This window comes from Bacillus sp. BACIII (assembly GCF_057836745.1).
The window spans coordinates 2,267,404-2,291,376 of record NZ_CM174437.1 but is presented as its reverse complement, the minus strand read 5'-3'; the positions used below and the strand labels follow the sequence as shown (position 1 = coordinate 2,291,376).

Genomic DNA, 23,973 nt, shown 5'->3' with positions numbered 1-23,973 from the left:
TCTGCTTTGGATATTTTTTCGTCAATAAACAAATTGAGTGACTTCTTTTTCTGTTGAGTAGATTGTTTTCAAGGATATGCAAAATTTCCTGATTGTCCAAATTGATGCTAGATGTTTTAAGTCATTTAGAATGACTTGTAGTGATCACAACTGATTTCTAATATTAATATTTAAGAGTAGAAATAGGCACTATTTCGCTCAGGATTGATGATGTGTGTAGTAACACAATTTGAATACATAAATTTTTCTCTATTATTCTTTAATAATCTAAATAGTTAGTATAATAAGCGGATTTTTTCAAGAAGTCAGAATGTTTGTATCGTTTGACCTCTCATCAGATAAAGGGGTTTTGTGCCCCACCCCTTTACTTTATAGGGAGACTCCATAAAATTTGGATGCTTACTAAGAAAAAGAAACATATAGTAGCAAATGAGAGGGAGATTTCTATATGGTATTACTTTTTGTTGTGCAAACTCCTATAATAGTAGGTAATGATATCTATTTTGATGAATCAGTGAATAGTAGGTCGTCAATAGGTGATATGAGCGAAAAAATGCTCAGTTATTACAATGAGATAAGCATCCTAAAAACTTCTCAAATTATCTCAATCTAGCTACATGAAAAGTAGATTCGAAAAAAATTATTAAATGAGGTATATAACATGATTAACTTCCAAGATAAAGTAAGCTTCATTTGGTCAATTGCTGAGATTTTACGTGGACCATATAAGCCGGAAGACTACGGTGAAATTATATTGCCATTAGCTGTATTACGTCGTTTTGACTGCGTATTAGAAAGTACAAAAGAAGAAGTGTTAGCGAAAGCAGAGCAGTATCCAAATATGACATATGAAGCACGTGAGCAGATTTTAAATCGTGTTTCTAAGCAAAACTTCCACAACATAAGTAAATATGACTTTAACAAGCTATTAACAGACGCTGATAATATCGCTGATAACTTACGTGACTATATAAATGGTTTCTCAAAAGTGGCTCGTGATATCATGGAGCACTTCGACTTCGATCGCCAAATCGATAAGCTTGATCAAAATGACTTATTATACTTAACGATTAAACGTTTTAGTGAAATCGATTTACATCCAGAAACAGTTTCAAACATTGAGATGGGTTATGTATTTGAGGAACTAATTCGTCGTTTCAATGAGTATGCAGAAGCAGGGGATCATTACACGCCACGTGAAGTTATTCGCTTAATGACACATTTGTTATTTTTACATGATGATGCGAGTATTTTAACGAAACCAGGTTTAACACAAACGTTGTATGACTGTGCAGCTGGTACAGGTGGTATGGGTTCAGTTGCGCAAGAATATTTACTTAATCAAAATCCAACAGCACATTTAGAATTTTTTGGTCAGGAAATTAACCCTGAATCCTATGCAATTTGTAAGGCAGACTTACTCATTAAAGGTGAAGAAGCACGTAACATTCGTTTAGGAAACACGTTATCAAACGATCAATTCCCACATGATACATTCGATTACTTAATTTCAAATCCACCTTACGGAGTGGACTGGAAATCATATGAAAAGGCGATTAAAAATGAACATGAGAAACAAGGTTTTGATGGCCGTTTCGGACCTGGTACGCCTCGTACAAGTGACGGGCAGCTATTATTCCTCATGCACTTAATCTCAAAAATGAAGCCAGTCACAGCAGAAAATCCACAAGGCTCTCGTTTAGCCATTATTATGAATGGTTCGCCGTTATTTACAGGTGATGCAGGTTCTGGTGAAAGCGAAATTCGAAGGTATGTGCTTGAAAACGATTTAGTAGAAGGTATCGTCGCATTGCCGAACGATCTCTTCTACAACACAGGCATTGCAACGTACATTTGGATTTTAACAAACAATAAAGCACCACTTCATAAAGGGAAAGTACGGTTAGTCAATGCTGTAGACTTCTCGAAAAAAATGAAAAAGTCGATGGGTAGCAAGCGTAACGAAATTACGGAAGAGCAAATGAATGAGATTGTTCGTTTATACGGTGATGCACAACCAAATGAGTACGTGAAGATTTTTGAGAATGAAGACTTTGGCTATGCGAAAATTACAGTAGAACGTCCATTACGTTTAAACTTCCAAGTAAATGAAGAGCGTTTGGCACGTGTAGTAGAGCAAAAAGGCTTTGCGAACTTAGCCACATCGAAGAAAAAAGGTGATGCAGGTCACTTAGAAATTGAGGAAGGTAAGAAGCTGCAAACGCAAATTTTATATGTTTTACGCACGTTAGAAAGCGATACATTATATAAAAATCGAGACGAGTTTACGAAAGTACTAAAAGATGCATTAAAACAAGCGGGCATTACTATTGGAGCACCAGTTTTAAAGGCAATTTTAGCGGGGCTTTCTGAAAAAGATGAAACAGCTGACATATGTATGAAAAATAAAACAGATATCGAACCAGATACGGATTTACGTGATACAGAAAACGTCCCGTTAAAAGAAAATATTGATGAATACTTTGCTCGTGAAGTATTACCACATGTTCCAGATGCATGGATTGATGAATCAAAAACAAAAATCGGCTACGAAATTCCATTCACTCGCCATTTCTACAAATACACAGCATTACGCAGCTCAGCAGAAATTATGGACGAGATTCGTACGTTAGAAGTAGAGATTGCTGAGCAGTTGAAGAAGGTGCTTCAATGAGCTGGAAGAAAGTAAAGTTAAAATATTTAGCTAATATGCGTAGTGGAGACAGTATTACAAGTGATTCGATAGATGGTAAGGGAAGTTATCCTGTTTATGGTGGAGGAGCTTTACGTGGATATACTGAAAGTTATACGCATGAAGGGAATTATATATTAATTGGAAGACAAGGGGCTAATTGCGGTAGTGTAAGACAAGTAAACGGTAAATTTTTTGCTTCTGAACATGCAGTTGTAGTTAGTCACAATTCTGGTGTTGATAATGAATGGTTGTATTATTTATTAGAAAGTATGAATTTAAATCAATATTCTATTTCGGCTGCGCAACCTGGTCTAGCTGTAAATACAATAAAGAATTTAGAAGTAAATTTGCCTTCATATGATTTGCAGATAGTTATTAGAAAATATATTGATAAAAAAACTAAAATCTTTGAGACTATTATTAAACAAAAAGAAGATCTCATTGAATTATTAGAAGAACAACGTCAATCAATCATCACAGAAGCTGTTACAAAAGGTTTAAATCCGAATGTGAAAATGAAAGATTCAGGTGTTGAATGGATTGGTGAGATTCCTGAGCATTGGTCGATCTTAGCTTTAAAACATATAGCTAGTGAAAAGAAACATTCATTTGTAGATGGGCCATTTGGTTCGGATTTAAAAAATGAAGAATATGTCGATTCAGGAGTACCAGTTATTCAATTGAATAACATTAAAAATGGTGATTTACGAGTTATTAATATGAATTTTGTAACTAAGGAGAAATCGGAGCAATTAAAACGTCATATTGCATATCCAGGTGATTTAGTAATAGCAAAAATGGCATCCCCAATTGCTAGATCAGCAGTTGTGCCTAAAACGTACGAGAATTATGTCATTGTTGCCGACTGTATTAAATTAAAGTTAAAAGAAAATTATTTGAATCACTATATTAATTTCGCTATGAATACTCCTTTTACCATCGCTCAAGCAGAATCTTTTGCAAATGGTACAACACGTTCAAGAGTAAATTTAAGTATAATAAAAAATTTGAAATTACCTATCCCTAACTTTGAAGAACAAAAAGAAATAGCTAGTTATCTAACGCTTAAAGTATCAGAAGTAAATAATGTAATAAAAGCTGTCGAAAACCAAATACAAAAATTAAAAGAATACCGTCAATCCCTGATCTACGAAGCAGTAACAGGCAAAATCGACGTACGTGATATGGAACTTGATGAAGTGAGGTGAATGGTAATGGCGATCGATACGACAGAGACAGGTTTTGAGACAAATATCGAATTAGCATTAATCGCGAATGGCTATAAAAAGCGTGTGTTAGAAGGTGAGGCAAGTAGCTCTTTCAAGAAGCATGCAATCGACGTAGAAGAACTATTTGCTTTTTTAGAAGATACGCAGGAAAAGCGAATGCGTACGTTAGAAAAATCGTATGGCCCTACTTATAAAGAACAAGTGTTAAAGCGCATTAAAGGTCAGCTACATAAACAAGGTTTGATTGAATGTTTACGTAAAGGGATTAAAGACCGTGGTGTCACATTACAACTTGCGTATAACCAGCCACCGACCGATATGAATAAAACATTAAATGAGCAGTATAGGAAGAACCGTTTTAATGTTGCTCGCCAAGTGTTTTACAGTGATAAACATAACAATAGCTTAGATATGGTGCTGTTTTTAAACGGTTTACCACTTGTAGTGATGGAGCTGAAAAATCCATTAACAAATCAAACAGTTGAAGATGCGATGAAACAATTAAAGAATGACCGTGATCCACGTGAGCAGCTATTTAAATTTAATGAGCGTGTTGCTGTTTACTTTGCCGTTGACCCAGATGAAGTGTTTATGACAACAAAGCTTGATAAGAGCAAAACGTACTTCCTCCCATTTAACAAAGGCAATAATGGTGGGAAAGGCAATCCGTTAACTTACGGTGACAACTATCGAACGCATTATTTATGGGATGACATTTTAGCACCTGATAGCTTGCTCGATATTATATATCGCTTCATCTTTATTAAGAAAGACGACATTAAAGATTCAAACGGTGAAACAATAGGTGAGCGTCAAATGCTCATTTTTCCTCGTTTCCATCAGCTTGATGTTGTACGTAAGTTAGAAGCAGATGTTGCACAAAAACTTGTCGGTCATAATTATTTAATTCAGCACTCTGCGGGATCTGGTAAGACGAACTCGATCTCATGGCTTGCACACCGTTTAGCTAAGCTACATAACGAGAAAAATGAATCGATCTTTAGTAGTGTGATTGTGATTACCGATCGCCGAGTGTTAGATAAGCAATTGCAAGACGCAGTGTATCAGTTAGAGCATAAAGCAGGAATGGTCGAACCAGTCGATAAAAACTCAGAGCAATTAGCACGTGCTATTAATAGTGAAACACGCATTATTATTACAACACTCCAAAAGTTCCCATTTATTTTGGAGAAAGTAGCGGGTTTAGAGCGAAAAAAATATGCAGTTATTATCGACGAAGCGCACTCATCTCAAGGTGGTAAAGCATCTACTGCGTTAACAAATGTTCTATCAGATAAGACGTTAGAAGCAGCATATGAGGAAGACCGGATTGCCGAAGAAAACTTAGTTGATGTAGACGAGAAAATTGTGGAATCCATTTTGAAAAGTGGAAAACAGGATAACGTATCGTTTTTTGCATTTACAGCGACTCCCAAGCCCAAGACGTTAGAAAAGTTTGGTACGGTTGGTATTGATGGTAAGCCAGCTGCATTCCATCAATACACAATGCGCCAAGCGATTGAAGAAGGCTTTATTTTAGACGTACTTGAAAATTATACGACCTATAAAACGTTCTGGAAAATTGCAAAGACAGTTGAAGATGATCCAGAGGTATCAAAAAAACAAGCTACTAAAAAGCTAGCACAATACGTGTCACTACATCCACATAGCATCGCACAAAAAACAGAAATTATTATCGATCATTATCGCAATTTCGTACAGCGCAAAATTGGCGGCCGTGCAAAGGCAATGGTTGTTACAGCAAGCCGTTTACACGCAGTACGTTACAAAATGGCTTTCGATAAGTATATTAATGAAATGGGCTACGATGATTTAAAAACAGTAGTTGCTTTCTCCGGTACTGTGAAAGATGGTGAGATTCATTATACTGAGTCAGAAATGAATCAGTTCTCTGAAAAAGAGTTACCTGAAAAATTTAATTCTGATGAATACAAAGTGCTACTTGTTGCTGAGAAATATCAAACTGGATTTGATGAACCACTGTTGCACACAATGTATGTAGATAAGCCATTAAGCGGTATTAAGGCAGTGCAAACACTATCTCGTTTAAATCGCACATGCCCTGGTAAGGACGATACATTTGTTTTGGATTTTGTAAATGATCCAGAAGACATAAGAGCGTCTTTCCAGCCTTATTATGAATCGACAAGTCTATCAAAAATTTCTGATCCGAATATCCTTTATGATATGCAGGCCGAGCTAGAGCCATATCAAGTATTTACTGAGGAAGAGGTGCAAAAGGTAAATGAGCTTGAAGTAACGGGTGGTGTGAAGAAGTCTACGAAGGCGCAAGCCGAGTTAAATGCGCTTCTCGATAAAGGTGTGGAGCGTTTTAAAAAACTTTCGGGAGAAGAACAATTCGCATTTAAACAAGTGGCTACGAAATTTACACGTACTTATGGCTTTGTGCTACAAGTTGTAACATTTATTGATTTAGATCTACACAAGCAATATATTTACCTGACGTACTTGTTACGTAAATTGCCACGGGGTCGAGGAGATAAGGACGTTTACTTGGCGGATGATGTAGCACTTGAATACTACCGCAATCAAAAAGTATTTGAAGGCAGCATTGAGCTTGAGAAAACGGGCGGCTACGACCTAGATCCTCAGGAGCATGGTGCTGGGGGTGCGGCTGAAGATGAGAAGGTTCGTTTATCGAGCGTGTTAGAAAAGTTAAATGACCGCTTTGGCACGCAATTCACAGAAACAGATTTCCTTTCTCGTGAGCAAGTGAAAGAGGATATGCTAAATGACGAAGACATTCGCCAAAAAGCAAAAAACAACACAAAAGAAAACTTCAAATTCGCCTTTGAAAAATCCTTTATGGATTTCGTCATTGACCGCATGAGCAGCAATCAAGAGTTCTTTATGAAGATTTTAGAGAACGACGAGTTTAAGGCTTATATTATGGAAGATATGATGAATGAAGTTTATGGAGAAGTGAATAGTTAGCTTTTTAGTTTGGACGGAGTTATGATTTTAATCTTTTAAGGTTAGTCTTGGCTCCGTTACTTATATTATTTACAGAAAGGAAGTTTTTATTGACGTATTTTTACGATTCTAATAAGGTAGATATTTCGTCTATTACTATTAATGATAGGCAAAATATTATACTGGGTGTAAATTTAAGATATAGCTTATCAATTCCTTTTATAAATCGAATGGAAGGTATTACTGTTACAGTAATATTAATGAATCCATCGGAAGCTAATTCAAATATTTCAGATAGAACTGTAAATAAATTAATTGATTTTTTCTATTGTTATACCCATAAGAAAATTCAAGTGAAAAAACTTCACATAGGAAATGTTATACCTATCTATGCTCCAAATCCAGCAGACACCTCAGCAAAATTGAAAAGTATTCACGGTGCAAATCTGTTAAATCATATTCAAAAGAATAATATTAATACAGTTAGTTCAATGATAAATGATTCAGATATAGTTGTCCTTGCATGGGGGAAACTAAATGTGAAAACTGTACACAACCTTTATTACTATTCTCAAGTATATAAATCATAGAGGTAAATTCGAATACTGATAAAGATATTTTTGTATTTAATATGGGAAATACAAACACAATCTTAACAGAACATGGCGACCCGAGACATGCTGGACGGTCAGCAACTTTAATTGATTTAATCAAAATAGATATTAATGAATTATTGGGGTTAGTGTGAAGGAGGGGAATTCGTGGATACAATCGAAAAGACTTTGATATCAAAAAAAGCCCAGCAGAGTAGGGCTGATCTATTTTTTAATTATAGACCGAGGTAACTAATTACAAATTCTTTATCATCCTCATCTTCAGGCAAAATACCAAGGTTTTTATATTCCCATATTGCGCTTCTTTCATATCCATCTAATTCTGATGCTAAAATATCATCATAATTATAATCTAATTGGAATTCTCCGCTACGATCCAATGTTAGTGTAAGGTTAGTCCAAACATCATCGTTATTATTTCTGTGTTCAGTTTTTAATTCTTCAAAAAGTTCTCTTAATTCTCTTAACAACGTCTTGAAAATATCCTTGCTTACGTTGTAATGGCTAGGTATATCTTGTGAATAAATAATTTGATTATTTTCTGGTGTTCTGAAGTAAAAAAGAACCATGGTAGAGTCATTTAATACTTCTGCATAAAGGTAAACTTTTGCCCATTCACAAGGTATGATGTCATTTAATTTCTCACAAATAAACTGGTACAAATCTTGCATTTTTTTAGTTTCCAACCTTTTAAACTCCTATTGTCGAGAGATCTTAGTTATAAAAAATAGCCCAGCAGTAAAGCGCTGAGCCATTATTGATTTATAGACCGAAGTAGCTTATTACAAATTCTTTTTCGTCCTCATCTTTAGGCAATATCCATATTTCCAAACATCTCGTCTTTGAAGGTCATCAAGTTCAGACGATAAAACATCATCATAATTATAATCAATTGAAAACTTTCCGGTGTTTTGTAATTTTAAAGTGAGATTTGTTCAAATATCTTGATTGCCTAGCTTAAATTCTTCTTTTAGTTCATCAAATAGCTAATAAAAGTATATATCTGCTGAGTCATCAAGTATTTCAGCATATAAAACGATCTTTTCCCATTGAGATGGAATCATTTCATTTAGATGTTCAGCAATCTTTTGATATAGTTGTTCCATTTTTTCATTGTTCATTTAGATATTGTTCAAGGAACTTTCTGCTGCTCTCGCTTATTGGAGTAATTCCCAAGTGCTTATATTCCCAAATTACTTGTCGCTCAGTATCAGTATATTTTGAAGCGAGTGCATCTTCATAATCATAATCAATTGAGAATTCACCGTTTCTATCTAAATTTAGTGTGAGGTTAGTCCAAATATCTGAGGATTGCTTTTTAAATTCATCCCTTATTTCATCAAATAAATCTTGAAGGTCTAGCAGCATATTTTTGTAAATTCGATTACTTACTTGAAAATGTTCAGGAATATCGTATGAATAAATATATTCTTCGTCTTCATGTGTGTTAAAGAAAAAATAAACTTCTCTGGAGTCATCCAACATTTCGGCGTATAGAGTGACCCTCATCCATTCAGAGGGAATCATATCATTTATTTTTTCAGCAATCTTTTGATATAGTTGTTCCATTTTTTCAGTTTCCATTGATGATCCTCTACCTTTGAATTGTTGAAGCCATTATTTAATATTTAGATAATCCTTAACAAATTCTTTATCCTCTTCATCTTCGGGGAAAATACCCAAGTTATTGAACTCCCAAATCATTTGTCTTTCGTATTCGTCCAAATCAGATTCAATAACATCTTCATAATCATAATCAATTGAGAACGTTCCATCGCTTTCAAGATTCAGTGTCAAATTTGTCCATGCTTCGGGGTTATTTTCTTTAAATTCAGTGTGTAACTGCTTAAATAACTCTTGAAGATCTATTAATAGTTCGGTATAAATTTTTTTACTAACTTGAAATTGTTCTGGAATGTCATGAGAGTATATATATTCATCATTTTCTGGTGTTTGAAAGAAAAAATACACTTCTCTGGAACCGTCTAATATTTCTGCATAAAGAACAACTTTGCTCCATTCGGAAGGGATCATATCAATAATTTGTTCTGCTATCTTTTGATATAGCACTTCCATATTTTTTGTTTCCATTAGATTAACCCCCTGGTTTATTTTCTATAGTAACTTGTCTCGCTCTACGATTACCTATCTTATATTCAACATTAAATAATACAGGTCTTAGTGAATCTCCCTGATAAACGGGTTCTATATTAACTTTTACTTGCTTAGGAGGTTTTCCGTTCAATGCCTTTGACCACACTTGCTCCATTTTGTACCATTTCCCGCCGCTCCTATTAATCTGAGAGTTCATCGGCACGATATTGTCGAATTGGCCTGAGCCTTTGAATTGGGTGGCGATTAGGTGGCCTCCGTCGTCATCTGTCAGACGGTCTGGTTTGCCTGCTTTTGACTGTGCATATTGGTTGCGTTTTGCTTCTCCCAGCTGCAAGTCTGCTTTGACACTTGTAATTCTACCATAGTTGTCAGTGGTGTACGTGTAGCCTTCTTTTGTTTTGTAGATGACATTCGGCTTCAATACTTTCTTTCTGGTCCATTTCGCAAAATGCTCGCCGTAATTGACCGTTACCGGCGGTACATGCGGTGCCGGTGTCCGTCTGCCGCTTGCGGAGGTTCCGTACGGTTTCGGCAGGATGACCTTGGCGAATTTCTGAAGTCCTTCTTTAAGTGTGACCCCGTTGACTGCGTTGTAAGGAACGCCTGCCGGCACTAAGTCGTGACGAGGATGATACGGGAGAATGTCAGCCAGAGTGAGATCCCCGATTTGATTCAACTTGGTTTTGATGCGTTTTTTTGACACTTCGATGCCTGTGTTGACCTTTTGCTTGATGTGGTCAATGGTTTGTTTTGAGACCGTTATCGCTTTTTGAGCTGTGGCGGATTTGCTTGCTGCTGTTTTGACTTTGGTCGTCACTTTGGCGGCTGTGCCTGTTTTTGAGACGGCGCCGACGCCTTTTGTACCGACAACTGATGTCACAACTGTGCCCACTGCATATGACACCCATCTTGCTCTTGAGTAGGTGTCGCCATTCACCATGTCTTTTTGGTACGATTCTTCGATTGCCGCTGAAATCGCTGCATACGTTTTGATCGGGTGAGCCACCGCTCCTGTAATAGCTTCAACCGTTCCGCCCGGATCTGTGACCATATCCCACAGGCCTGTGACCGCGTCTTTTCCGGAATCATAAAGGCCGACGGCAACGCCTTTGAAACCGTCTGTGAGTTCACGCGTGTTTTCAATTTGAGTGAAGTAGCGCTGCTGTTCTTTTGTCAGGTTTTTATAGCCGATCGTTTTGGCCATTTCATAGAATTCATCGGCATTCGCATAATCATAGTTTTTCAGTCTTTCTTTCAGTTTTTCAATTTCCCGCTCTTTCGCCTCTTCCTTTTTAATCGTCAAATACGCATCCGAATGTCTTGCGATATCGCCTTTTTTCTTATGGATGTCGCTTTCTCGGTACGCTTTGGCATTGTAGTGAAGCGGCGTGGCGCTTTTTCCTTTGCCTGTGGCGTTTTGGAGCTGCTGGAAGTCAGCTTGAATGAACTGTTCGTTCGCTTCGGTTTCTGCGTATTCTTTCGTTAGATCGTGATCAAGTTTGCCGAGCTTATGTATGGTTTCGCTTCTTTTTTTATCAGCTGAAGAGAGCTTCTGATCCGTGTTTTCGGTTGAAAACAGATCAAGCGAGATGATGTCATTGATCTCACCGAGGATGGAGCGCATGTCCTTTTTCTGCTCTTCCATAATCGCCTTTGATTTACTGAGGGCATGGGTGAGCTCGTGCTCCAGAAAAGATTCCTCCACATGTGAATTGGAAAGTCCGGCATCTTCGACCTTGCCGGGGAGGCTTGTGAGAAATGCGATTTTCATATCGATCAGATCAAGCCAACTGTCTGTGACGCCGGCGTGGTCCTTGAAAAAAGCTTTAATGTTATTTGCGCCCCGGCCTGAGAAATCATTGTCACCAAGATCAGCCATGCCTTGAAACGCTTTTTTCAGATTAACCATCTGACCGCGCAGTTTTTTGTATTCACCCGCACGCTGTTTGGCGGCGGCGAGGAGGCTGTTTGCTTCGAAAACTTTCATGACCATATCCTTTCTTTTGTTCGATATCAAAATTTTACCACGCGAGTCAGGGGATACAGTGTAGGAAATAGGTAATGAGAACAAAATGAATCTTTTGGCTTGCGACTTCCTTCCTGTATGAAGGGTTGTACAATAACCCTCAAATTCGGCTTAGTGCGCGCGGTGATTTTGAGCGTGCCTGTTTTTTCTAATGTCTTACACTCGAAACAACCTAATCGCTGAGGTATAATAGAAACAGAGTATTTAATCATACAGATTCAATTCGTGAAAGAGAGTGGAACAAAATGGGCCGTAAGTGGAACAATATTAAAGAAAAGAAAGCATCAAAGGACGCAAATACGAGCCGGATTTACGCGAAGTTCGGCCGTGAGATTTATGTGGCGGCAAAACAGGGCGAGCCTGATCCGGAATCGAACCAGGCGTTAAAAGTGGTGCTTGAGCGCGCGAAGACGTACAGTGTGCCGAAAAACATTATTGAGCGTGCGATTGAAAAGGCGAAAGGCGGCGCGGAGGAGAACTTTGACGAGCTGCGTTACGAAGGTTTCGGGCCGAACGGTTCAATGATCATCGTGGATGCGTTAACGAATAATGTAAACCGCACGGCGCCTGAAGTGCGCGCCGCATTCGGGAAAAACGGCGGAAATATGGGTGTGAGCGGGTCTGTCGCTTACATGTTCGATGCGACTGCCGTTATCGGCGTTGAAGGCAAGACGGCGGATGAAGCGCTGGAATTGCTGATGGAGGCTGATGTGGACGTTCGCGATATTTTGGAAGAGGATGACAGTGTGATCGTGTATGCCGAGCCTGATCAATTCCATGCTGTACAAGAGGCATTCAAAAATGCCGGCGTTGAAGAGTTCACAGTTGCGGAGCTGACGATGCTTGCGCAAAATGAAATCGAGCTTCCCGAAGATGCGAAAGCTCAATTTGAAAAGCTGATCGATGTGCTGGAAGACCTGGAAGACGTACAGCAGGTTTATCACAATGTAGATTTAGGCGAATAAAGACAAAAAGGCCGGGACTGCTTATGTTCCGGCTTTTTATTTTGCCCGTGCGTTCAGCCTGTATTGCAATCCGTAAAGCTATAATTGATTAATTCGCCAAAACTGGGCGGCTGCCCATACGTTTCCCTCCGAATGTCATAAACTGGACTGTAACCTATGTGAAGGAGCGATAAATCATGGATGAAAGAAGACCGATTTACGGCGGCTTTGGCGGCGGCTATGGAGGGTTTGGAGGCTATCCGGGGCACGGCTTTGGCGGTTACGGAGGCTTCGGAGGCTATCCGGGGTACGGCTTCGGCGGAGGCTTCGGAGGCTACCCGGGATACGGTTTTGGCGGTTACGGAGGTTACGGAGGTTACGGCGGCTTTGGCGGCTTTGGCGGCCATGGCGGCTTCGGAGGCTATCCGGGGTACGGTTTTGGCGGCTATGGCGGAGGCTACGGCGGTTACCCGTTCCATCATCGGGACAGTCAATATATCTGACCATTCGGGAAAAAGCACTCTTGGACAGCAAGAGTGTTTTTTTTGTGACCGTTTCTAAGCGCCGGGCTTTTTTCATTTCTTGCGGGGCATAAATGCCGTTACGGGTTCATACCTATTAAGGTCATGTGTTTAGGAAAGGAGGATCGTAATGAAAGAAAATCAGCCGTTTACACCGGTCAAATCTTATAAGCCCTTCCACAGCCGGTTTGATCCCTGCCCGCCGATCGGGAGAAAATACTACAGAACGCCGCCGCATCTTTATATGCGGTTTCAGCCGTATCACTTGGAGCAGTTTTCTCCGATGGAGGCATTGAGAAAAGGGACCCTTTGGAAGGATCTTTACGATTTCTATGATAATCCTTATCGGGGGGGAATCGAATATGGCGAAAAAGATTGATGATGAATACTATCGGCTGCTGGAGCAAATCCAGGCGGCGGACTTTGTCTTAGTGGAGCTGACGCTTTATCTGGATACGCATCCCCATGACCGTCTCGCGCTTCAGCAGTTTCATGAATATTCCCGGTACTCAAGGCAGCTGAGAAAGCGGTTTGAGCCTGAGTACGGACCGCTTCTGCAATTTGGCGTGAGTCAGGTTGGCGCGCAGTGGGATTGGGGCCGCGGTCCTTGGCCGTGGCAAGTATAAGGAGGGATCTGTAAATGTGGGTATATGAAAAAAAGCTGCAGTATCCGGTTAAAGTGAGCACATGCAACCCGATGCTGGCTAAGTTTTTGATTGAACAATACGGCGGGGCTGACGGCGAATTAGCCGCCGCGCTCCGGTATTTAAACCAGCGCTACACGATTCCCGATAAGGTGATCGGCCTGCTGACGGATATCGGCACGGAGGAGTTTGCCCATTTGGAAATGATTGCGACGATGATTTATAAGCTGACAAAAGATGCGACCCCGCAGCAGCTGCGTGATGCAGGGCTCAGCGACCATTACGTCAACCATGACAGTGCGCTGTTTTATCATAATGCGGCCGGAGTTCCGTTCACGGCGTCTTACATACAGGCAAAGGGAGATCCAATCGCTGATTTATATGAAGATATCGCGGCTGAAGAGAAGGCGAGAGCGACGTATCAATGGATTATTGATATTTCCGATGACCCTGACCTGAATGATTCACTCCGTTTTCTGCGTGAGCGTGAAATCGTTCACTCCATGCGTTTCAGGGAAGCGGTTGAGATTTTAAAAGAAGAACGTGATAAGAAGAAAATTTTTTAAACGGCCCTCAAACATGACGGCTGTTTTTTTCCTTTCTGCGTTTGGTCTATAATAATGGTGTCGAATATTCTGATTACGGGAGGATTATATGACACCATTTACGATGACGGAAGAGACGGCGGGAGCCTTCCGGGTCACCCCCGCCCGGAAGGATGATACAAAAGAGGTGATGGAGCTGCTCGTGTCAGCGGCGGAATGGCTTCGGGATAAAGGATCAAACCAGTGGAGCGGGCTTTTGCAAGGGGAAGATACCCACAATATGCGGGAGGCGATTGCCAAAGGACATGTTTTTTTATTCAGGCAGAAAGCAGAGCTGGCCGGTGTCGTCATGCTGCTTCCCGAAGCAAGCGAGTGGGACAGACGTCTATGGGGCAATGAAGGACATGGAGAATCCGTATATCTGCATCGGCTAGCGATTAACAGGCGGTTTGCAGGCGCGGGACTCGGCCGGACGATCATGACATGGGCGGAGACGGGGGTGTCTTGTCCGGGAAAAACGAAAATCCGGCTCGATTGCGTGTCTGACAACAAGGCGCTTCAGTCGTTTTACAGCGGGATGGGATACGAATCAAAAGGATTTGCATCAGGTTATCATTTGTTTGAAAAAGAGATGAGCAAATAAAAAGCTCCTCATGACGGAGGTGCAAGAGACATGGGATATTTTTATCTGATCTGTCTGGCCGCGTTTTGTCTTAATTTTGCCGTATCGGTTGTTCTCCGTAAAAAATGGCCGAAAAAGATGTGGCCTGAATGCCTTTTGGCGGTCCTGGGCCTTGCTGCATTCGGTACGGTTGTTTACAGTATTTTCGGTGTCGGCGGCTGGGAAGGGATGGGCGTGGGCCTTGCTGCGATGTTTGCCGGCTTCGGAGCGGCCGTCGGTTATGTCGCTGAGACATGCGTTCGGGTCGTGAGATCGAATCAAAAACATTAAACTGAGAAACGCGGCTTCGGCTGCGTTTTTTGTGTTTTCGGCCGCTGTATAGAAAACAGGCGGATGTCCATAATGGTAATGACTTTTAAGAAGAAGGTGCAGATATGGGACATTTATTTACAGTGGCTTGGGAATTAGTATGCGGTTTGGGTATTTTATTTGTGATTTTAAAATTGCTCGGAAAAACTCAATTCTCACAGATTACGCCGTTTGATTTTATTTCGGCGCTTATCCTCGGCGAATTGGTCGGAAATGCGGTGTATGATAAAGGCGTCAGGATCGTTGAAATCATTTTTGCTTCTCTGTTATGGGGGATTTTAATCTATTTCATCGAACTGATTACGCAGAAAGTGAAAAGCTCCAGAAAGCTGTTGGAAGGCGAGCCGAACATTGTCATCCATAAAGGAAAACTGAAATATGATGTGCTGAAAAAGAATAAATTGGACATAAATCAGCTGCAGAGCCTTCTCAGACAGGCGAACTGCTTTTCCATACAGGAAGCGGAATATGCGATTTTAGAAACAAACGGGATGGTCAGCGTCCTGCCGAAATTTCCGTACGACACGACGAAAAACGGCGACATGCAAATAAAACCGAAGCAGGTCTCTTTACCCGTCACACTGATTATTGACGGTGAAGTGCTGCACGAAAATCTGAAAGAAGCCGGGGTGGAAGAAGAACAGCTGATGCAAGACCTGAAAAAGCAAAACATCAAAAAAACGGAGGACGTGTTGTATGCGGAATGGAAGCCCGATAAACCGCTGTTTGTCCTGCCGTATGAGGAGAAAAAATAAAAAGAGCTTTGCCCTGGGGCAAACGCTCTTTATTATTTTCCATGTACGCCTGTTTTAACGGCTTTGACATGATACATACCGACGTCCGTCCCAAGCATGTAATCAGGTTTCGGCTTGCCTTGGTTTGCTTTGTGGGCCGCGATGTGATCTTCGCTTTTTTCCCATTGTTTCCAATGGTCTTCTGACTCCCAGCGGATTAAGACGACGACTTCTTCGTCGCCGCGGCGGACTTTTTTCTCCAGGACTGTTACGTCAATCAAGCCTTCCTGCTTTTCGATTACGCCTTCTGAGCTGAAGCGTTCGATCACTTTATCGGCATGTCCTTCTTTTACGGTCATTTTTCTGATTTGCACGAACATCTGGCATCTCTCCAATCATTTTCAAGCTTTATTTTAAATGAAAATGATTCTCAAAGTCAATTGAGACTCATGATTTGAGGAGAAAGACATGGCCTTCCTCGTCTTTAAATTGCACGAAGCTGCCCCACTCCATTTGTTTCGGTTCATCTATAAATGTGACGCCGTTTTTTTTCATCTGTTCGTATGCGGCAAAGACATCTTCGCATTCAAATACGATTGAAGCCTTCATATGCTCGGCCCCTTTCATCATCGCTTTCGGATAGATAACCAAATGAGTCTCGGCTCCTTTTGGCGCTACTTCAAGCCAGAAGGCATTCGGGCCCATCGGATGTTCGGCTACGGTTTCAAATCCCGCTTTTTCCGTCCAGAATGTTTTTGCTTTTTGCTGATCATCAGTGTATACGGCGACTGTCGCGATTTTTTTGATCATCTTACTGACCTCCTGTTTCATTTCTTTTATAGTGTGTCCTGCAGGCGAAAAAAGCAACCGAAAGCTTTAATGTGCCGGCTTTTTTTTATTTCTCTAGTACGATCGGCAATTCCGATTTATAATTTAGACAAAAGGACATATTCTTGAAAGAGGAGACGGCAGTGAACAAAGACCAATTACTTCATGATTATATTATTACACATTCGGCCGAGCTGACGGAAAAATGGCTCAAGCTGAGACGGAAGCTGAGAGGGCATTTTTATTCTGCGGATCAATTAAGTGAGGAAATGAAACGGCTGCTGATCGAGCAGCATACCTTTACGAACACGGCCGTCGCAAGCGCTTTTTTGGAAGACCCGGCTGTTTTTCAGCATAACAAAGAAAAATGGGCCGCACAGGTAGCGAAAAGCAGAGTGGAGCAGGACGCGCAGGTTCATGAGGTCGTTGAAGCGATCGGCAATTCAAGAACCGTCTTTTGGGAAGCGGTCACCCGTTTTATAGATGAGAATCCGGATATCGTAACAAAAGAGGATGTCCGCCGCTGGAATCATCTTGTTAACGGCTCATTTGATCAGCTGATGACGGATTTTACTGAACAGTATCAGACATTAATGATCGCGAGGCTGTCATCTCAGCAGGAGCTTATTTCCGAATTGAGCTGTCCGGTTATTTTGATCGCGGATACGATCGGCACTCTGCCGCTCATCGGCGCGATTGATACGAGACGGGCGCGCGTGATATTGGAGACGGTGCCGGAAAACTGTGTCGCTAAACGGATCACAAACCTTGTGATTGATCTGTCCGGTGTGCCCATTGTCGATACGATGGTGGCGCAACAATTGTACATGCTGTCGAAAACGTTATTTCTCCTCGGCATCAGAACCGTGTTTTCCGGCATTCGGCCTGATGTGGCACAGACTTCTATCCAATTGGGGCTTGATTTTTCAGCGTATCAAACCTACGGCTCTCTGGAGCAGGCGCTCGCCAGCATGGGTGTCACATGTACTATTGAGGAAACAAAAGTGTGAGAAAAAAAGTGCTCCGGCCAGAGGCGGGGCGCTTTTTTTGTCAGCGGGAAACAATTTAAATATTCAAAAACTTAGTTGACAGCTAGGGATAGTTTGAATTATTCTTATACACATCGAACCGGCACCAATAGCTGATCGTACACAAACGAAAGCTGGCCGTATTGCCCATATCTAATACCGGTATAATGGCCCATCAGTCAACTGAAGGCATATTATTTTCTTTTTTTAAAAAGGAGATAATATGCCTTTTTTTATGCAGAGAGAGAGGAGAAATCAGGAAAATGAAAAAAATAACGGCATTTTTAGTATTACTATTACTGGCAGGGGCGCTGTCAGCCTGTCAGTCTGAGTCCGGGAGCGCTTCATCAGACGGAAAAACCGTTCAGCTGCTGAATGTATCGTATGATCCGACGCGGGAGCTGTATAAAGAGTATAATCAGGCCTTTTCTTCTTATTGGAAAAAGAAAACGGGTCAAGAGGTAACCGTACAGCAATCGCATGGAGGTTCGGGGAAACAGGCCAGATCCGTTATAGACGGACTTGACGCTGATGTCGTAACACTTGCTTTGGGCTATGACATTGATTCGATAGCCGAAAAAGCCCATCTCATTGATCAAAACTGGCAATCCCGTCTGCCGGATCAATCAACTCCTTACACGTCAACCATTGTGTTCTTAGTCAGAAAAGGAAATCCGAAACATATCACTGATTGGGCTGACTTAGCGAAAAAGGGTGTTTCTGTCATTACGCCCAATCCGAAAACATCCGGCGGAGCCAGATGGAACTATTTAGCGGCCTGGGCATATGCGGATGAAACGTATCATCATGACGAAACGAAAATCAAACAGTTTATGAAAGACCTCTACGGCAATGTGGAAGTACTTGATTCAGGGGCGCGGGGGGCAACGACCAGTTTTACAGAAAGAGGGATGGGGGATGTATTGATCGCTTGGGAAAATGAGGCCTATCTCACATTGAAGGAATTCGGCAAAGAAAAGTTTGAGATTGTCAATCCGTCAATCAGCATTCTTGCTGAGCCTCCTGTCTCTGTCGTCGACAAAACGGCGGATAAAAAAGGAACAAAAAAAGCGGCTGAAGCATATTTATCCTATCTCTACAGCAAAAAAGGACAGGAGATCGCCGCGAAGAATTTTTACCGGCCACGCGATAAAGAGGTTCTGAAAAAGTATGAAAAACAATTCCCGCATATCAAAACAGTGACGGTCGAAAAGGAATTCGGCGGCTGGAAAAAAGCGCAGGAAACCCATTTCAATGACGGCGGAACCTTTGACAGCATCTATGGGAAATAGAAAGAGGAAACGATGATGAGAACACTGCTTTTCAAAAAAACAAAACCGTCCGTGATTCCGGGTTTCGGATTAACGATGGGATTTACATTTTTATATATGGCCGTTTTGGTTATCGTGCCGCTCTCAATGGTGTTTTTTCAAACCATGTCAATGGGCCCCGGGGACGTCTGGCGTATCATTTCTGAGCCGAGAGCCGCAGCTTCCTATCGTCTGAGCTTCATGACGGCGGGCTGCGCCGCTTTGATCAATGCGGTTTTCGGCGTTGTCATCGCCTGGGTGCTGACGAGATATGACTTTCCGGGGAAGAGGCTGGCTGACGGCCTGGTTGATCTGCCTTTTGCACTGCCGACCGCCGTCGCAGGCATAACATTGACGGCGATGTATGCGCCGGACGGCTGGATCGGACAGCTGGTTCCTTTCCGTATCTCGTTTACGCCGATCGGCATTGTCATCGCATTAACGTTTATCGGGCTGCCTTTTGTCGTCAGGATGGTTCAGCCCGTCTTAGAAAGTCTCCAAAAAGAAACGGAAGAAGCATCTGCTTCACTCGGAGCTTCAAAATGGAAAACCTTTCGAAGGGTCATTCTGCCGGAGCTGTTTCCTTCTATTCTATCGGGTTTTGCATTATCCTTTGCCCGCGCTCTCGGGGAGTATGGTTCTGTTGTTTTTATCGCGGGCAATATGCCGTTTAAAACCGAGATTTCCCCGCTGATCATTATGACGAAACTAGAGCAGTACGATTATGCCGGGGCCACGGCTGTTGCGGCAGTCATGCTTGTCATCACATTTTTCATTTTATTCATCATCAATGGATTGCAATGGCTCACCGCGAGAAAATACGCAGGAAGGTAGGGGATATGCCATGCAGCTGGAAACCGCCAAAACAGCCGCGCCAAAGCGGGAGATGCGGGAATCACCCGTTGTGAAATGGGTGCTGATCTCAGCGGTTCTGCTCTTTTTGTCCATATTTTTAATCATGCCGCTTGCATTTATATTTATTGAAGCTTTTAAAAAGGGGGCGGAGGCCTATATCCTCTTTGTCACGCATCCGGATTCCCTTGCCGCGATGAAATTGACGCTCCTCGTTGTTTTCATCACGGTTCCGTTGAATACAATGTTCGGCGTCGCCGCGGCGTGGGCTGTGACCAAATATGAATTCAGGGGGAAAAGTCTGTTTATGACACTGATTGATCTGCCGTTTGCCGTGTCTCCGGTAATCGCGGGCTTAATCTTTGTCCTTTTGTTCGGGCTTCACGGCTGGCTTGGTCCATTTTTACTTGATCACCAGATAAAAATCGTATTCGCCATCCCGGGAATCGTGCTTGCATCCTTGTTTGTGACGCTCCCTTTCATCGCCCGGGAATTAATACCGCTTATGCAAAGCTTGGGAAATGCTGAAGAAGAAGCGTCCGTCACCCTTGGTGCTGGAGGCTGGAGAACATTTTGGCATGTCACGCTTCCTAATATCAAATGGGGGCTGATCTACGGGGTGATTTTAAGCACGGCCCGGACAATCGGCGAATTCGGCGCTGTATCAGTCGTTTCCGGCCATATCAGGGGTGTTACCAACACGCTCCCGCTTCATATCGAAATTTTGTACAACGAATATCAGTTTACGGCCGCTTTTGCGGTGGCTTCTGTCATGTCGGTTTTTGCGATTGTGACACTGTTTTTGAAAAACATCATTGAATGGAAAGCCGGTTATCGCTCTGCCAAAGCCGGGTGAGGAAGGAGTCATTATGGAGATTACGATCGACAGTATTTCTAAGCATTACGGAAACTATCAGGCATTGCGGGATATTAATCTTCACGTCAATAATGGCGAGCTGGTCGCACTTCTCGGCCCGTCAGGCTCAGGCAAAACGTCATTGCTGAGAGTTATTGCCGGCCTTGAGCAGGCGGATGGGGGGCGTGTCCTGTTCGGAAGACAAGATGTGACAAATACGCATGTGAAAAGCAGACATGTCGGTTTTGTGTTTCAGCACTATGCGTTATTCAGCAAGATGACAATCTTTGAAAATGTCGCCTACGGATTAAAAGTCCGTCCGCGAAAGCAGCGCCCTGCCAAAAAAGAAATTGCCGAAAAGGTCAGAGAGCTTCTCGCTCTTGTAAAACTGGAACCTTATGAAAAGCGCTACCCTTCGCAGCTGTCAGGCGGACAAAGGCAGAGAGCTGCCCTCGCACGCGCCTTGGCCGTAGAACCGAAAATTTTGCTTTTGGATGAACCGTTCGGCGCGCTCGACGCAAAAGTAAGAAAAGAATTGAGACAATGGCTCAGGCGGCTTCATGATGAATTCAGCATGACAAGTATTTTCGTCACTCACGACCAGGAAGAAGCACTTGATGTGGCTGACCGGATCATCATCATGAATGAAGGCGTGATTGAACAGATCGGAACGCCGCAGGAGGTCTATGATTACCCCGCAAACCCGTTTGTGTACGACTTTCTTGGCAGTGTCAATGTATTTGAAGGAAAAGTGGAAGGCGGAAAGCTGATCACCGGAAATGCGGTATTACCTGTCGGGCATGCTGATCAGGACAGGGGGATCGCTTATGTGAGGCCCCATCATTTTACCGTAGAAAAAAATCCGTCCGGTCTGAATTCGTTTGAAGTAAAGGCGGCGCATATCCGCGCCATCGGGCCGTCCGTCAGAGTGGAAGCCGTCCGTACTGACACAGGCCAGCATTTGGAGATTGAGCTTTCAAAGGAGCAATATGACGACTTGGGGGCCGGTGTCGGTGACACAGTTTATGTCAAAGCGAAGGAAGTGAAAGTATTCGCAACGAAATCATATCCAAAAATCGTGTAAATGTTATTGATTTTTGGAGGGAAACATAATAGTATAATTATATATTTCTTATCAGAATAGTATGAATTAAAAACCATTGTCTTCAAGACGAACGGCCAGACATAAAGGGGGAGCATGATGACGTCCAAAGGAAACGTAGATCCGCATGTGGTTGAAAAGATTATCAGTGCGCTGGAAACGATCGATTTCGGGACTGTTCAGATTACGGTTCATAATTCCCAAGTGACACAAATTGATAAGGTGGAGAAATATCGATTTTCCCTGAAGAGCAAAGAAGTAAAGCAATCTTAAAAAACGGCCAATGACAGGAGGCGGTACATATGAAGCATTCAACTGTTCCTTTCCGGGAGAGCCGGTATCTGCACCTGCCCGAAGTGCGCTTTCTGCATTGGTGCACGAAGCAGTACGGCATAAATAAAGGCGTGCTGAATACAATTGACGGCTGGTTTTATGATGCGGGCATCATTCCCATTCCCGTCAGGCGCCTTTATGTGCTGGCGTTTCTCGATTATGCGAAAACGCCGGGACAGAAGGGGAATATCCGATTCGGGCACGGCGGATTGACGAAAAAACTGTATGATTTCATGAATATGCAGGAGTGTGCAGCAAAACGCCAGGCCTGATATCCTTAAAATTTTCTTAAAATCATGCAAATTTCTCCCATTTTATTTATAATAGACCTATTACGATCAATTTTTGGGAGGACTTTTGACATGCAAACTGCTGCTTATGAGAGCAAACAATCTATTATGCAGCGCATTATAACGGTATTTGTGTTTACGCTGTTAGTTGCGACAATCGGCCTGTATACCGGCCAGTTCATTCCGCCGGCATTGATGCTGCCGCTGTCGCTCTTAGAGGTCGTCATGATCTTCGCGGCGTTTTGGCTGCGCCGAAAAAAAGCCGTCGGATATGCGTTTGTGTTTTCATTCGCTTTTATTTCCGGAGTGACGCTGTTTCCGATTATCAGCCATTATGCGTCCGCAGCGGGCGCCTATGTCGTATTGGAAGCATTCGGTTCTTCGTTTGTGATTTTTGCGGTGCTCGGCACGATCGGCGCTAAGACGAAAAAGGACTTGTCGTTTTTATGGTCCTTCTTGCTTGTCGCTGTTATCGCGCTTCTCGCGGTGGGGATCTTTAATATTTTCAGCCCGCTGAATTCCGCCGCCATGATGGCGTATTCCGTCATCGGAACGATTGTGTTTTCAATGTACATCTTATACGACCTGAACCAGATCAAACACCGTGACATCACGGCGGATCTGATTCCTTTGATGGCATTGACGCTTTATATCGACTTTATCAACCTGTTTATCAACCTGCTTCGGTTTTTCGGGATTTTAAACAGTGATGATTAACCGCGCGAAAAAGGCGCCCTTCTAAAGGGGCGCCTTTTATGTTCTGTCTCCGGAAAACAGCAGAATCTTATCAAATAATACTTCAAGCATTTTTGTGAAGGCCGCTTTTTCTTCAGCGGTGAAGTTTTCCATGACACCTGAAATTTTAGAAAAGTGGCCGGGGAGGAACAGCATCAGCTTTTCTTTTCCTTCCTTTGTGAGCTCGATGCTGATTTTTCGTCTGTCGCCGGTATGCCGGCTGCGGTTTACAAAGCCGTCCCGTGCGAGTCCGTCGATCAATCCGGTGATGGTCGCTTTGGTGACGTTGGATTTTTTCGCCAGCTCCGTCGGACTCAGGCTGCGGCCGGGTGCGTCAAACAGAAACATTAAAATTTTGAATTTGCCTTCTGACAATCCGTGACTTGAGAAATAATGCTCCATGACATGATTCATTTTTTTCGCCATATCAAATAAAGTCAAAAATGTTTTCAATGAGTCAGCGTCCATATCGGCGTAAATCTCAGCGTGTCCGGCAATCTGCGAGTAATCCGGCAAATCTCTCAATTCCATTTTGTAAGCCTCCGTACATTTTTGTGATTCAAAGTATAAGCTTGCCGGATTCAAAAGGCAACTTATAAAGATTGACAGTTTTTCAGCTTATATAG

General features: G+C 42.3%; 26 protein-coding genes and 2 pseudogenes. 20 read left to right on the top strand and 8 right to left on the bottom strand.

Going from position 1 to position 23,973, the window contains the following annotated elements:
- Positions 1-661: 661 nt before the first annotated feature.
- The 4 genes from ACXN9U_RS11060 to ACXN9U_RS11045 all read left to right on the top strand — a co-directional run bounded on the left by ACXN9U_RS11060 (position 662) and on the right by ACXN9U_RS11045 (position 7,469).
- Positions 662-2,674: a type I restriction-modification system subunit M gene (locus tag ACXN9U_RS11060; protein WP_489201652.1), complete on the top strand. Its 2,013-nt coding sequence runs from the start codon at positions 662-664 to the stop codon at positions 2,672-2,674.
- Positions 2,671-3,903 carry a restriction endonuclease subunit S gene (locus tag ACXN9U_RS11055; RefSeq protein ID WP_489201651.1) on the top strand — a complete coding sequence of 411 codons (1,233 nt, stop codon included), beginning with the start codon at positions 2,671-2,673 and terminating at the stop codon, positions 3,901-3,903. The genes ACXN9U_RS11060 and ACXN9U_RS11055 overlap by 4 nt, the downstream gene beginning before the upstream one ends.
- A gap of 6 nt (positions 3,904-3,909) precedes the next feature.
- On the top strand, positions 3,910-6,900 hold the full coding sequence (locus ACXN9U_RS11050; protein ID WP_489201650.1) for a type I restriction endonuclease subunit R: 2,991 nt from the start codon (positions 3,910-3,912) through the stop codon (positions 6,898-6,900).
- An 89-nt stretch (positions 6,901-6,989) separates the two neighbouring features.
- Positions 6,990-7,469 carry a DUF1643 domain-containing protein gene (locus ACXN9U_RS11045; protein WP_489201649.1) on the top strand — a complete coding sequence of 160 codons (480 nt, stop codon included), beginning with the start codon at positions 6,990-6,992 and terminating at the stop codon, positions 7,467-7,469.
- A gap of 239 nt (positions 7,470-7,708) precedes the next feature.
- Here ACXN9U_RS11045 and ACXN9U_RS11040 read toward each other — a convergent pair whose 3' ends face one another.
- The 5 genes and pseudogenes from ACXN9U_RS11040 to ACXN9U_RS11020 form a co-directional block, all read right to left on the bottom strand.
- Positions 7,709-8,179 carry a TIGR01741 family protein gene (locus ACXN9U_RS11040; RefSeq protein WP_489201648.1) on the bottom strand — a complete coding sequence of 157 codons (471 nt, stop codon included), beginning with the start codon at positions 8,177-8,179 and terminating at the stop codon, positions 7,709-7,711.
- Between the two features lie 76 nt (positions 8,180-8,255).
- Positions 8,256-8,614: pseudogene (locus ACXN9U_RS11035) on the bottom strand (immunity protein YezG family protein).
- Positions 8,604-9,077 (bottom strand): antitoxin YezG family protein, encoded by a 474-nt coding sequence (locus tag ACXN9U_RS11030; RefSeq protein ID WP_489201647.1) that lies wholly within the window; start codon positions 9,075-9,077, stop codon positions 8,604-8,606. Before ACXN9U_RS11030 ends, ACXN9U_RS11035 begins: the two are co-directional and overlap by 11 nt.
- Before the next feature lie 33 nt (positions 9,078-9,110).
- Positions 9,111-9,584, bottom strand: coding sequence for an antitoxin YezG family protein (locus ACXN9U_RS11025; RefSeq protein ID WP_489201646.1), 474 nt, complete (start codon positions 9,582-9,584; stop codon positions 9,111-9,113).
- A gap of 4 nt (positions 9,585-9,588) precedes the next feature.
- Entirely contained in the window at positions 9,589-11,595 is a 2,007-nt protein-coding gene (locus ACXN9U_RS11020; RefSeq protein ID WP_489201645.1) for a T7SS effector LXG polymorphic toxin, read from the bottom strand.
- 284 nt (positions 11,596-11,879) lie between these two features.
- Here ACXN9U_RS11020 and ACXN9U_RS11015 point away from each other — a divergent pair, with 284 nt between their 5' ends.
- The 8 genes and pseudogenes from ACXN9U_RS11015 (at position 11,880) to ACXN9U_RS10980 (ending at position 16,034) form a co-directional block, all read left to right on the top strand.
- On the top strand, positions 11,880-12,599 hold the full coding sequence (locus tag ACXN9U_RS11015) for a YebC/PmpR family DNA-binding transcriptional regulator (protein WP_014469866.1): 720 nt from the start codon (positions 11,880-11,882) through the stop codon (positions 12,597-12,599).
- Between the two features lie 284 nt (positions 12,600-12,883).
- Positions 12,884-12,979, top strand: a pseudogene (locus ACXN9U_RS11010) (hypothetical protein); the annotation flags it as partial.
- A 250-nt stretch (positions 12,980-13,229) separates the two neighbouring features.
- The gene (cotJA, locus tag ACXN9U_RS11005; RefSeq protein WP_003155704.1) at positions 13,230-13,478 is read left to right on the top strand and encodes a spore coat-associated protein CotJA; all 249 of its coding nucleotides are present in this window, start codon (positions 13,230-13,232) and stop codon (positions 13,476-13,478) included.
- Positions 13,462-13,725: a spore coat protein CotJB gene (gene cotJB / locus ACXN9U_RS11000; protein ID WP_007408934.1), complete on the top strand. Its 264-nt coding sequence runs from the start codon at positions 13,462-13,464 to the stop codon at positions 13,723-13,725. Before cotJA ends, cotJB begins: the two co-directional genes overlap by 17 nt.
- A 14-nt stretch (positions 13,726-13,739) precedes the next feature.
- Positions 13,740-14,309, top strand: a complete 570-nt coding sequence (gene cotJC, locus ACXN9U_RS10995; RefSeq protein WP_013351314.1) for a spore coat protein CotJC — start codon at positions 13,740-13,742, stop codon at positions 14,307-14,309.
- Between the two features lie 88 nt (positions 14,310-14,397).
- Complete coding sequence (locus ACXN9U_RS10990) at positions 14,398-14,931, top strand: GNAT family N-acetyltransferase (protein ID WP_438421382.1); 534 nt, start codon at positions 14,398-14,400, stop codon at positions 14,929-14,931.
- Positions 14,932-14,961: 30 nt separating this feature from the next.
- A complete protein-coding gene (locus ACXN9U_RS10985; RefSeq protein ID WP_489201644.1) occupies positions 14,962-15,240 on the top strand; it encodes a YesK-like family protein in 279 nt (92 codons plus the stop codon).
- A 104-nt stretch (positions 15,241-15,344) separates the two neighbouring features.
- Positions 15,345-16,034, top strand: coding sequence for a YetF domain-containing protein (locus tag ACXN9U_RS10980; RefSeq protein ID WP_045927133.1), 690 nt, complete (start codon positions 15,345-15,347; stop codon positions 16,032-16,034).
- A 32-nt stretch (positions 16,035-16,066) separates the two neighbouring features.
- Here ACXN9U_RS10980 and hmoA read toward each other — a convergent pair whose 3' ends face one another.
- Together hmoA and ACXN9U_RS10970 are read right to left on the bottom strand one after the other, a co-directional pair.
- The gene (gene hmoA / locus ACXN9U_RS10975; protein WP_016936945.1) at positions 16,067-16,393 is read right to left on the bottom strand and encodes a heme-degrading oxygenase HmoA; all 327 of its coding nucleotides are present in this window, start codon (positions 16,391-16,393) and stop codon (positions 16,067-16,069) included.
- 67 nt (positions 16,394-16,460) lie between these two features.
- A complete protein-coding gene (locus ACXN9U_RS10970) occupies positions 16,461-16,823 on the bottom strand; it encodes a VOC family protein (RefSeq protein ID WP_016936946.1) in 363 nt (120 codons plus the stop codon).
- Between the two features lie 161 nt (positions 16,824-16,984).
- Between ACXN9U_RS10970 and ACXN9U_RS10965 the strand changes: the two genes are divergently transcribed.
- The 8 genes from ACXN9U_RS10965 to ACXN9U_RS10930 all read left to right on the top strand — a co-directional run bounded on the left by ACXN9U_RS10965 (position 16,985) and on the right by ACXN9U_RS10930 (position 23,329).
- Positions 16,985-17,851 carry an STAS domain-containing protein gene (locus ACXN9U_RS10965; protein ID WP_438421383.1) on the top strand — a complete coding sequence of 289 codons (867 nt, stop codon included), beginning with the start codon at positions 16,985-16,987 and terminating at the stop codon, positions 17,849-17,851.
- 281 nt (positions 17,852-18,132) lie between these two features.
- Entirely contained in the window at positions 18,133-19,161 is a 1,029-nt protein-coding gene (locus ACXN9U_RS10960; RefSeq protein ID WP_489201643.1) for a sulfate ABC transporter substrate-binding protein, read from the top strand.
- A gap of 15 nt (positions 19,162-19,176) precedes the next feature.
- Positions 19,177-20,013: a sulfate ABC transporter permease subunit CysT gene (cysT, locus tag ACXN9U_RS10955; RefSeq protein WP_049628050.1), complete on the top strand. Its 837-nt coding sequence runs from the start codon at positions 19,177-19,179 to the stop codon at positions 20,011-20,013.
- 10 nt (positions 20,014-20,023) lie between these two features.
- Complete coding sequence (gene cysW, locus ACXN9U_RS10950; RefSeq protein ID WP_489201642.1) at positions 20,024-20,887, top strand: sulfate ABC transporter permease subunit CysW; 864 nt, start codon at positions 20,024-20,026, stop codon at positions 20,885-20,887.
- Positions 20,888-20,900: 13 nt separating this feature from the next.
- Positions 20,901-21,971, top strand: a complete 1,071-nt coding sequence (locus ACXN9U_RS10945) for a sulfate/molybdate ABC transporter ATP-binding protein (RefSeq protein ID WP_489201641.1) — start codon at positions 20,901-20,903, stop codon at positions 21,969-21,971.
- Positions 21,972-22,088: 117 nt separating this feature from the next.
- Entirely contained in the window at positions 22,089-22,262 is a 174-nt protein-coding gene (locus ACXN9U_RS10940) for a YezD family protein (protein ID WP_082761615.1), read from the top strand.
- A gap of 29 nt (positions 22,263-22,291) precedes the next feature.
- Positions 22,292-22,594 (top strand): FMN riboswitch-binding regulator RibR, encoded by a 303-nt coding sequence (ribR, locus tag ACXN9U_RS10935; RefSeq protein WP_060963373.1) that lies wholly within the window; start codon positions 22,292-22,294, stop codon positions 22,592-22,594.
- Between the two features lie 90 nt (positions 22,595-22,684).
- Positions 22,685-23,329, top strand: a complete 645-nt coding sequence (locus tag ACXN9U_RS10930) for a Bax inhibitor-1/YccA family protein (RefSeq protein WP_489201640.1) — start codon at positions 22,685-22,687, stop codon at positions 23,327-23,329.
- A 36-nt stretch (positions 23,330-23,365) separates the two neighbouring features.
- On the opposite strand, the gene ACXN9U_RS10925 is transcribed toward ACXN9U_RS10930, so the two are convergent.
- On the bottom strand, positions 23,366-23,878 hold the full coding sequence (locus ACXN9U_RS10925; protein WP_489201639.1) for a MarR family transcriptional regulator: 513 nt from the start codon (positions 23,876-23,878) through the stop codon (positions 23,366-23,368).
- Between the last annotated feature and the right edge of the window lie 95 nt (positions 23,879-23,973).

What these genes read in the sequence shown, in the direction of transcription:
- ACXN9U_RS10985 (WP_489201644.1), top strand. Translation starts at nt 14,962, where the DNA reads ATGGGATATTTTTATCTGATCTGTCTGGCCGCGTTTTGTCTTAATTTT.
- ACXN9U_RS10980 (WP_045927133.1), top strand. Translation starts at nt 15,345, where the DNA reads ATGGGACATTTATTTACAGTGGCTTGGGAATTAGTATGCGGTTTGGGT.
- ACXN9U_RS11020 (WP_489201645.1), bottom strand. Translation starts at nt 11,595, where the DNA reads ATGAAAGTTTTCGAAGCAAACAGCCTCCTCGCCGCCGCCAAACAGCGT.
- cysT (WP_049628050.1), top strand. Translation starts at nt 19,177, where the DNA reads ATGAGAACACTGCTTTTCAAAAAAACAAAACCGTCCGTGATTCCGGGT.
- ACXN9U_RS11055 (WP_489201651.1), top strand. Translation starts at nt 2,671, where the DNA reads ATGAGCTGGAAGAAAGTAAAGTTAAAATATTTAGCTAATATGCGTAGT.
- ACXN9U_RS10940 (WP_082761615.1), top strand. Translation starts at nt 22,089, where the DNA reads ATGACGTCCAAAGGAAACGTAGATCCGCATGTGGTTGAAAAGATTATC.
- ACXN9U_RS10990 (WP_438421382.1), top strand. Translation starts at nt 14,398, where the DNA reads ATGACACCATTTACGATGACGGAAGAGACGGCGGGAGCCTTCCGGGTC.
- cotJB (WP_007408934.1), top strand. Translation starts at nt 13,462, where the DNA reads ATGGCGAAAAAGATTGATGATGAATACTATCGGCTGCTGGAGCAAATC.
- ACXN9U_RS11060 (WP_489201652.1), top strand. Translation starts at nt 662, where the DNA reads ATGATTAACTTCCAAGATAAAGTAAGCTTCATTTGGTCAATTGCTGAG.
- ACXN9U_RS10970 (WP_016936946.1), bottom strand. Translation starts at nt 16,823, where the DNA reads ATGATCAAAAAAATCGCGACAGTCGCCGTATACACTGATGATCAGCAA.
- cotJC (WP_013351314.1), top strand. Translation starts at nt 13,740, where the DNA reads ATGTGGGTATATGAAAAAAAGCTGCAGTATCCGGTTAAAGTGAGCACA.
- cotJA (WP_003155704.1), top strand. Translation starts at nt 13,230, where the DNA reads ATGAAAGAAAATCAGCCGTTTACACCGGTCAAATCTTATAAGCCCTTC.
- ACXN9U_RS10945 (WP_489201641.1), top strand. Translation starts at nt 20,901, where the DNA reads ATGGAGATTACGATCGACAGTATTTCTAAGCATTACGGAAACTATCAG.
- ACXN9U_RS10930 (WP_489201640.1), top strand. Translation starts at nt 22,685, where the DNA reads ATGCAAACTGCTGCTTATGAGAGCAAACAATCTATTATGCAGCGCATT.
- ACXN9U_RS10925 (WP_489201639.1), bottom strand. Translation starts at nt 23,878, where the DNA reads ATGGAATTGAGAGATTTGCCGGATTACTCGCAGATTGCCGGACACGCT.
- ACXN9U_RS11025 (WP_489201646.1), bottom strand. Translation starts at nt 9,584, where the DNA reads ATGGAAACAAAAAATATGGAAGTGCTATATCAAAAGATAGCAGAACAA.
- ribR (WP_060963373.1), top strand. Translation starts at nt 22,292, where the DNA reads ATGAAGCATTCAACTGTTCCTTTCCGGGAGAGCCGGTATCTGCACCTG.
- ACXN9U_RS10960 (WP_489201643.1), top strand. Translation starts at nt 18,133, where the DNA reads ATGAAAAAAATAACGGCATTTTTAGTATTACTATTACTGGCAGGGGCG.
- ACXN9U_RS11050 (WP_489201650.1), top strand. Translation starts at nt 3,910, where the DNA reads ATGGCGATCGATACGACAGAGACAGGTTTTGAGACAAATATCGAATTA.
- ACXN9U_RS11015 (WP_014469866.1), top strand. Translation starts at nt 11,880, where the DNA reads ATGGGCCGTAAGTGGAACAATATTAAAGAAAAGAAAGCATCAAAGGAC.
- ACXN9U_RS11030 (WP_489201647.1), bottom strand. Translation starts at nt 9,077, where the DNA reads ATGGAAACTGAAAAAATGGAACAACTATATCAAAAGATTGCTGAAAAA.
- hmoA (WP_016936945.1), bottom strand. Translation starts at nt 16,393, where the DNA reads ATGTTCGTGCAAATCAGAAAAATGACCGTAAAAGAAGGACATGCCGAT.
- cysW (WP_489201642.1), top strand. Translation starts at nt 20,024, where the DNA reads ATGCAGCTGGAAACCGCCAAAACAGCCGCGCCAAAGCGGGAGATGCGG.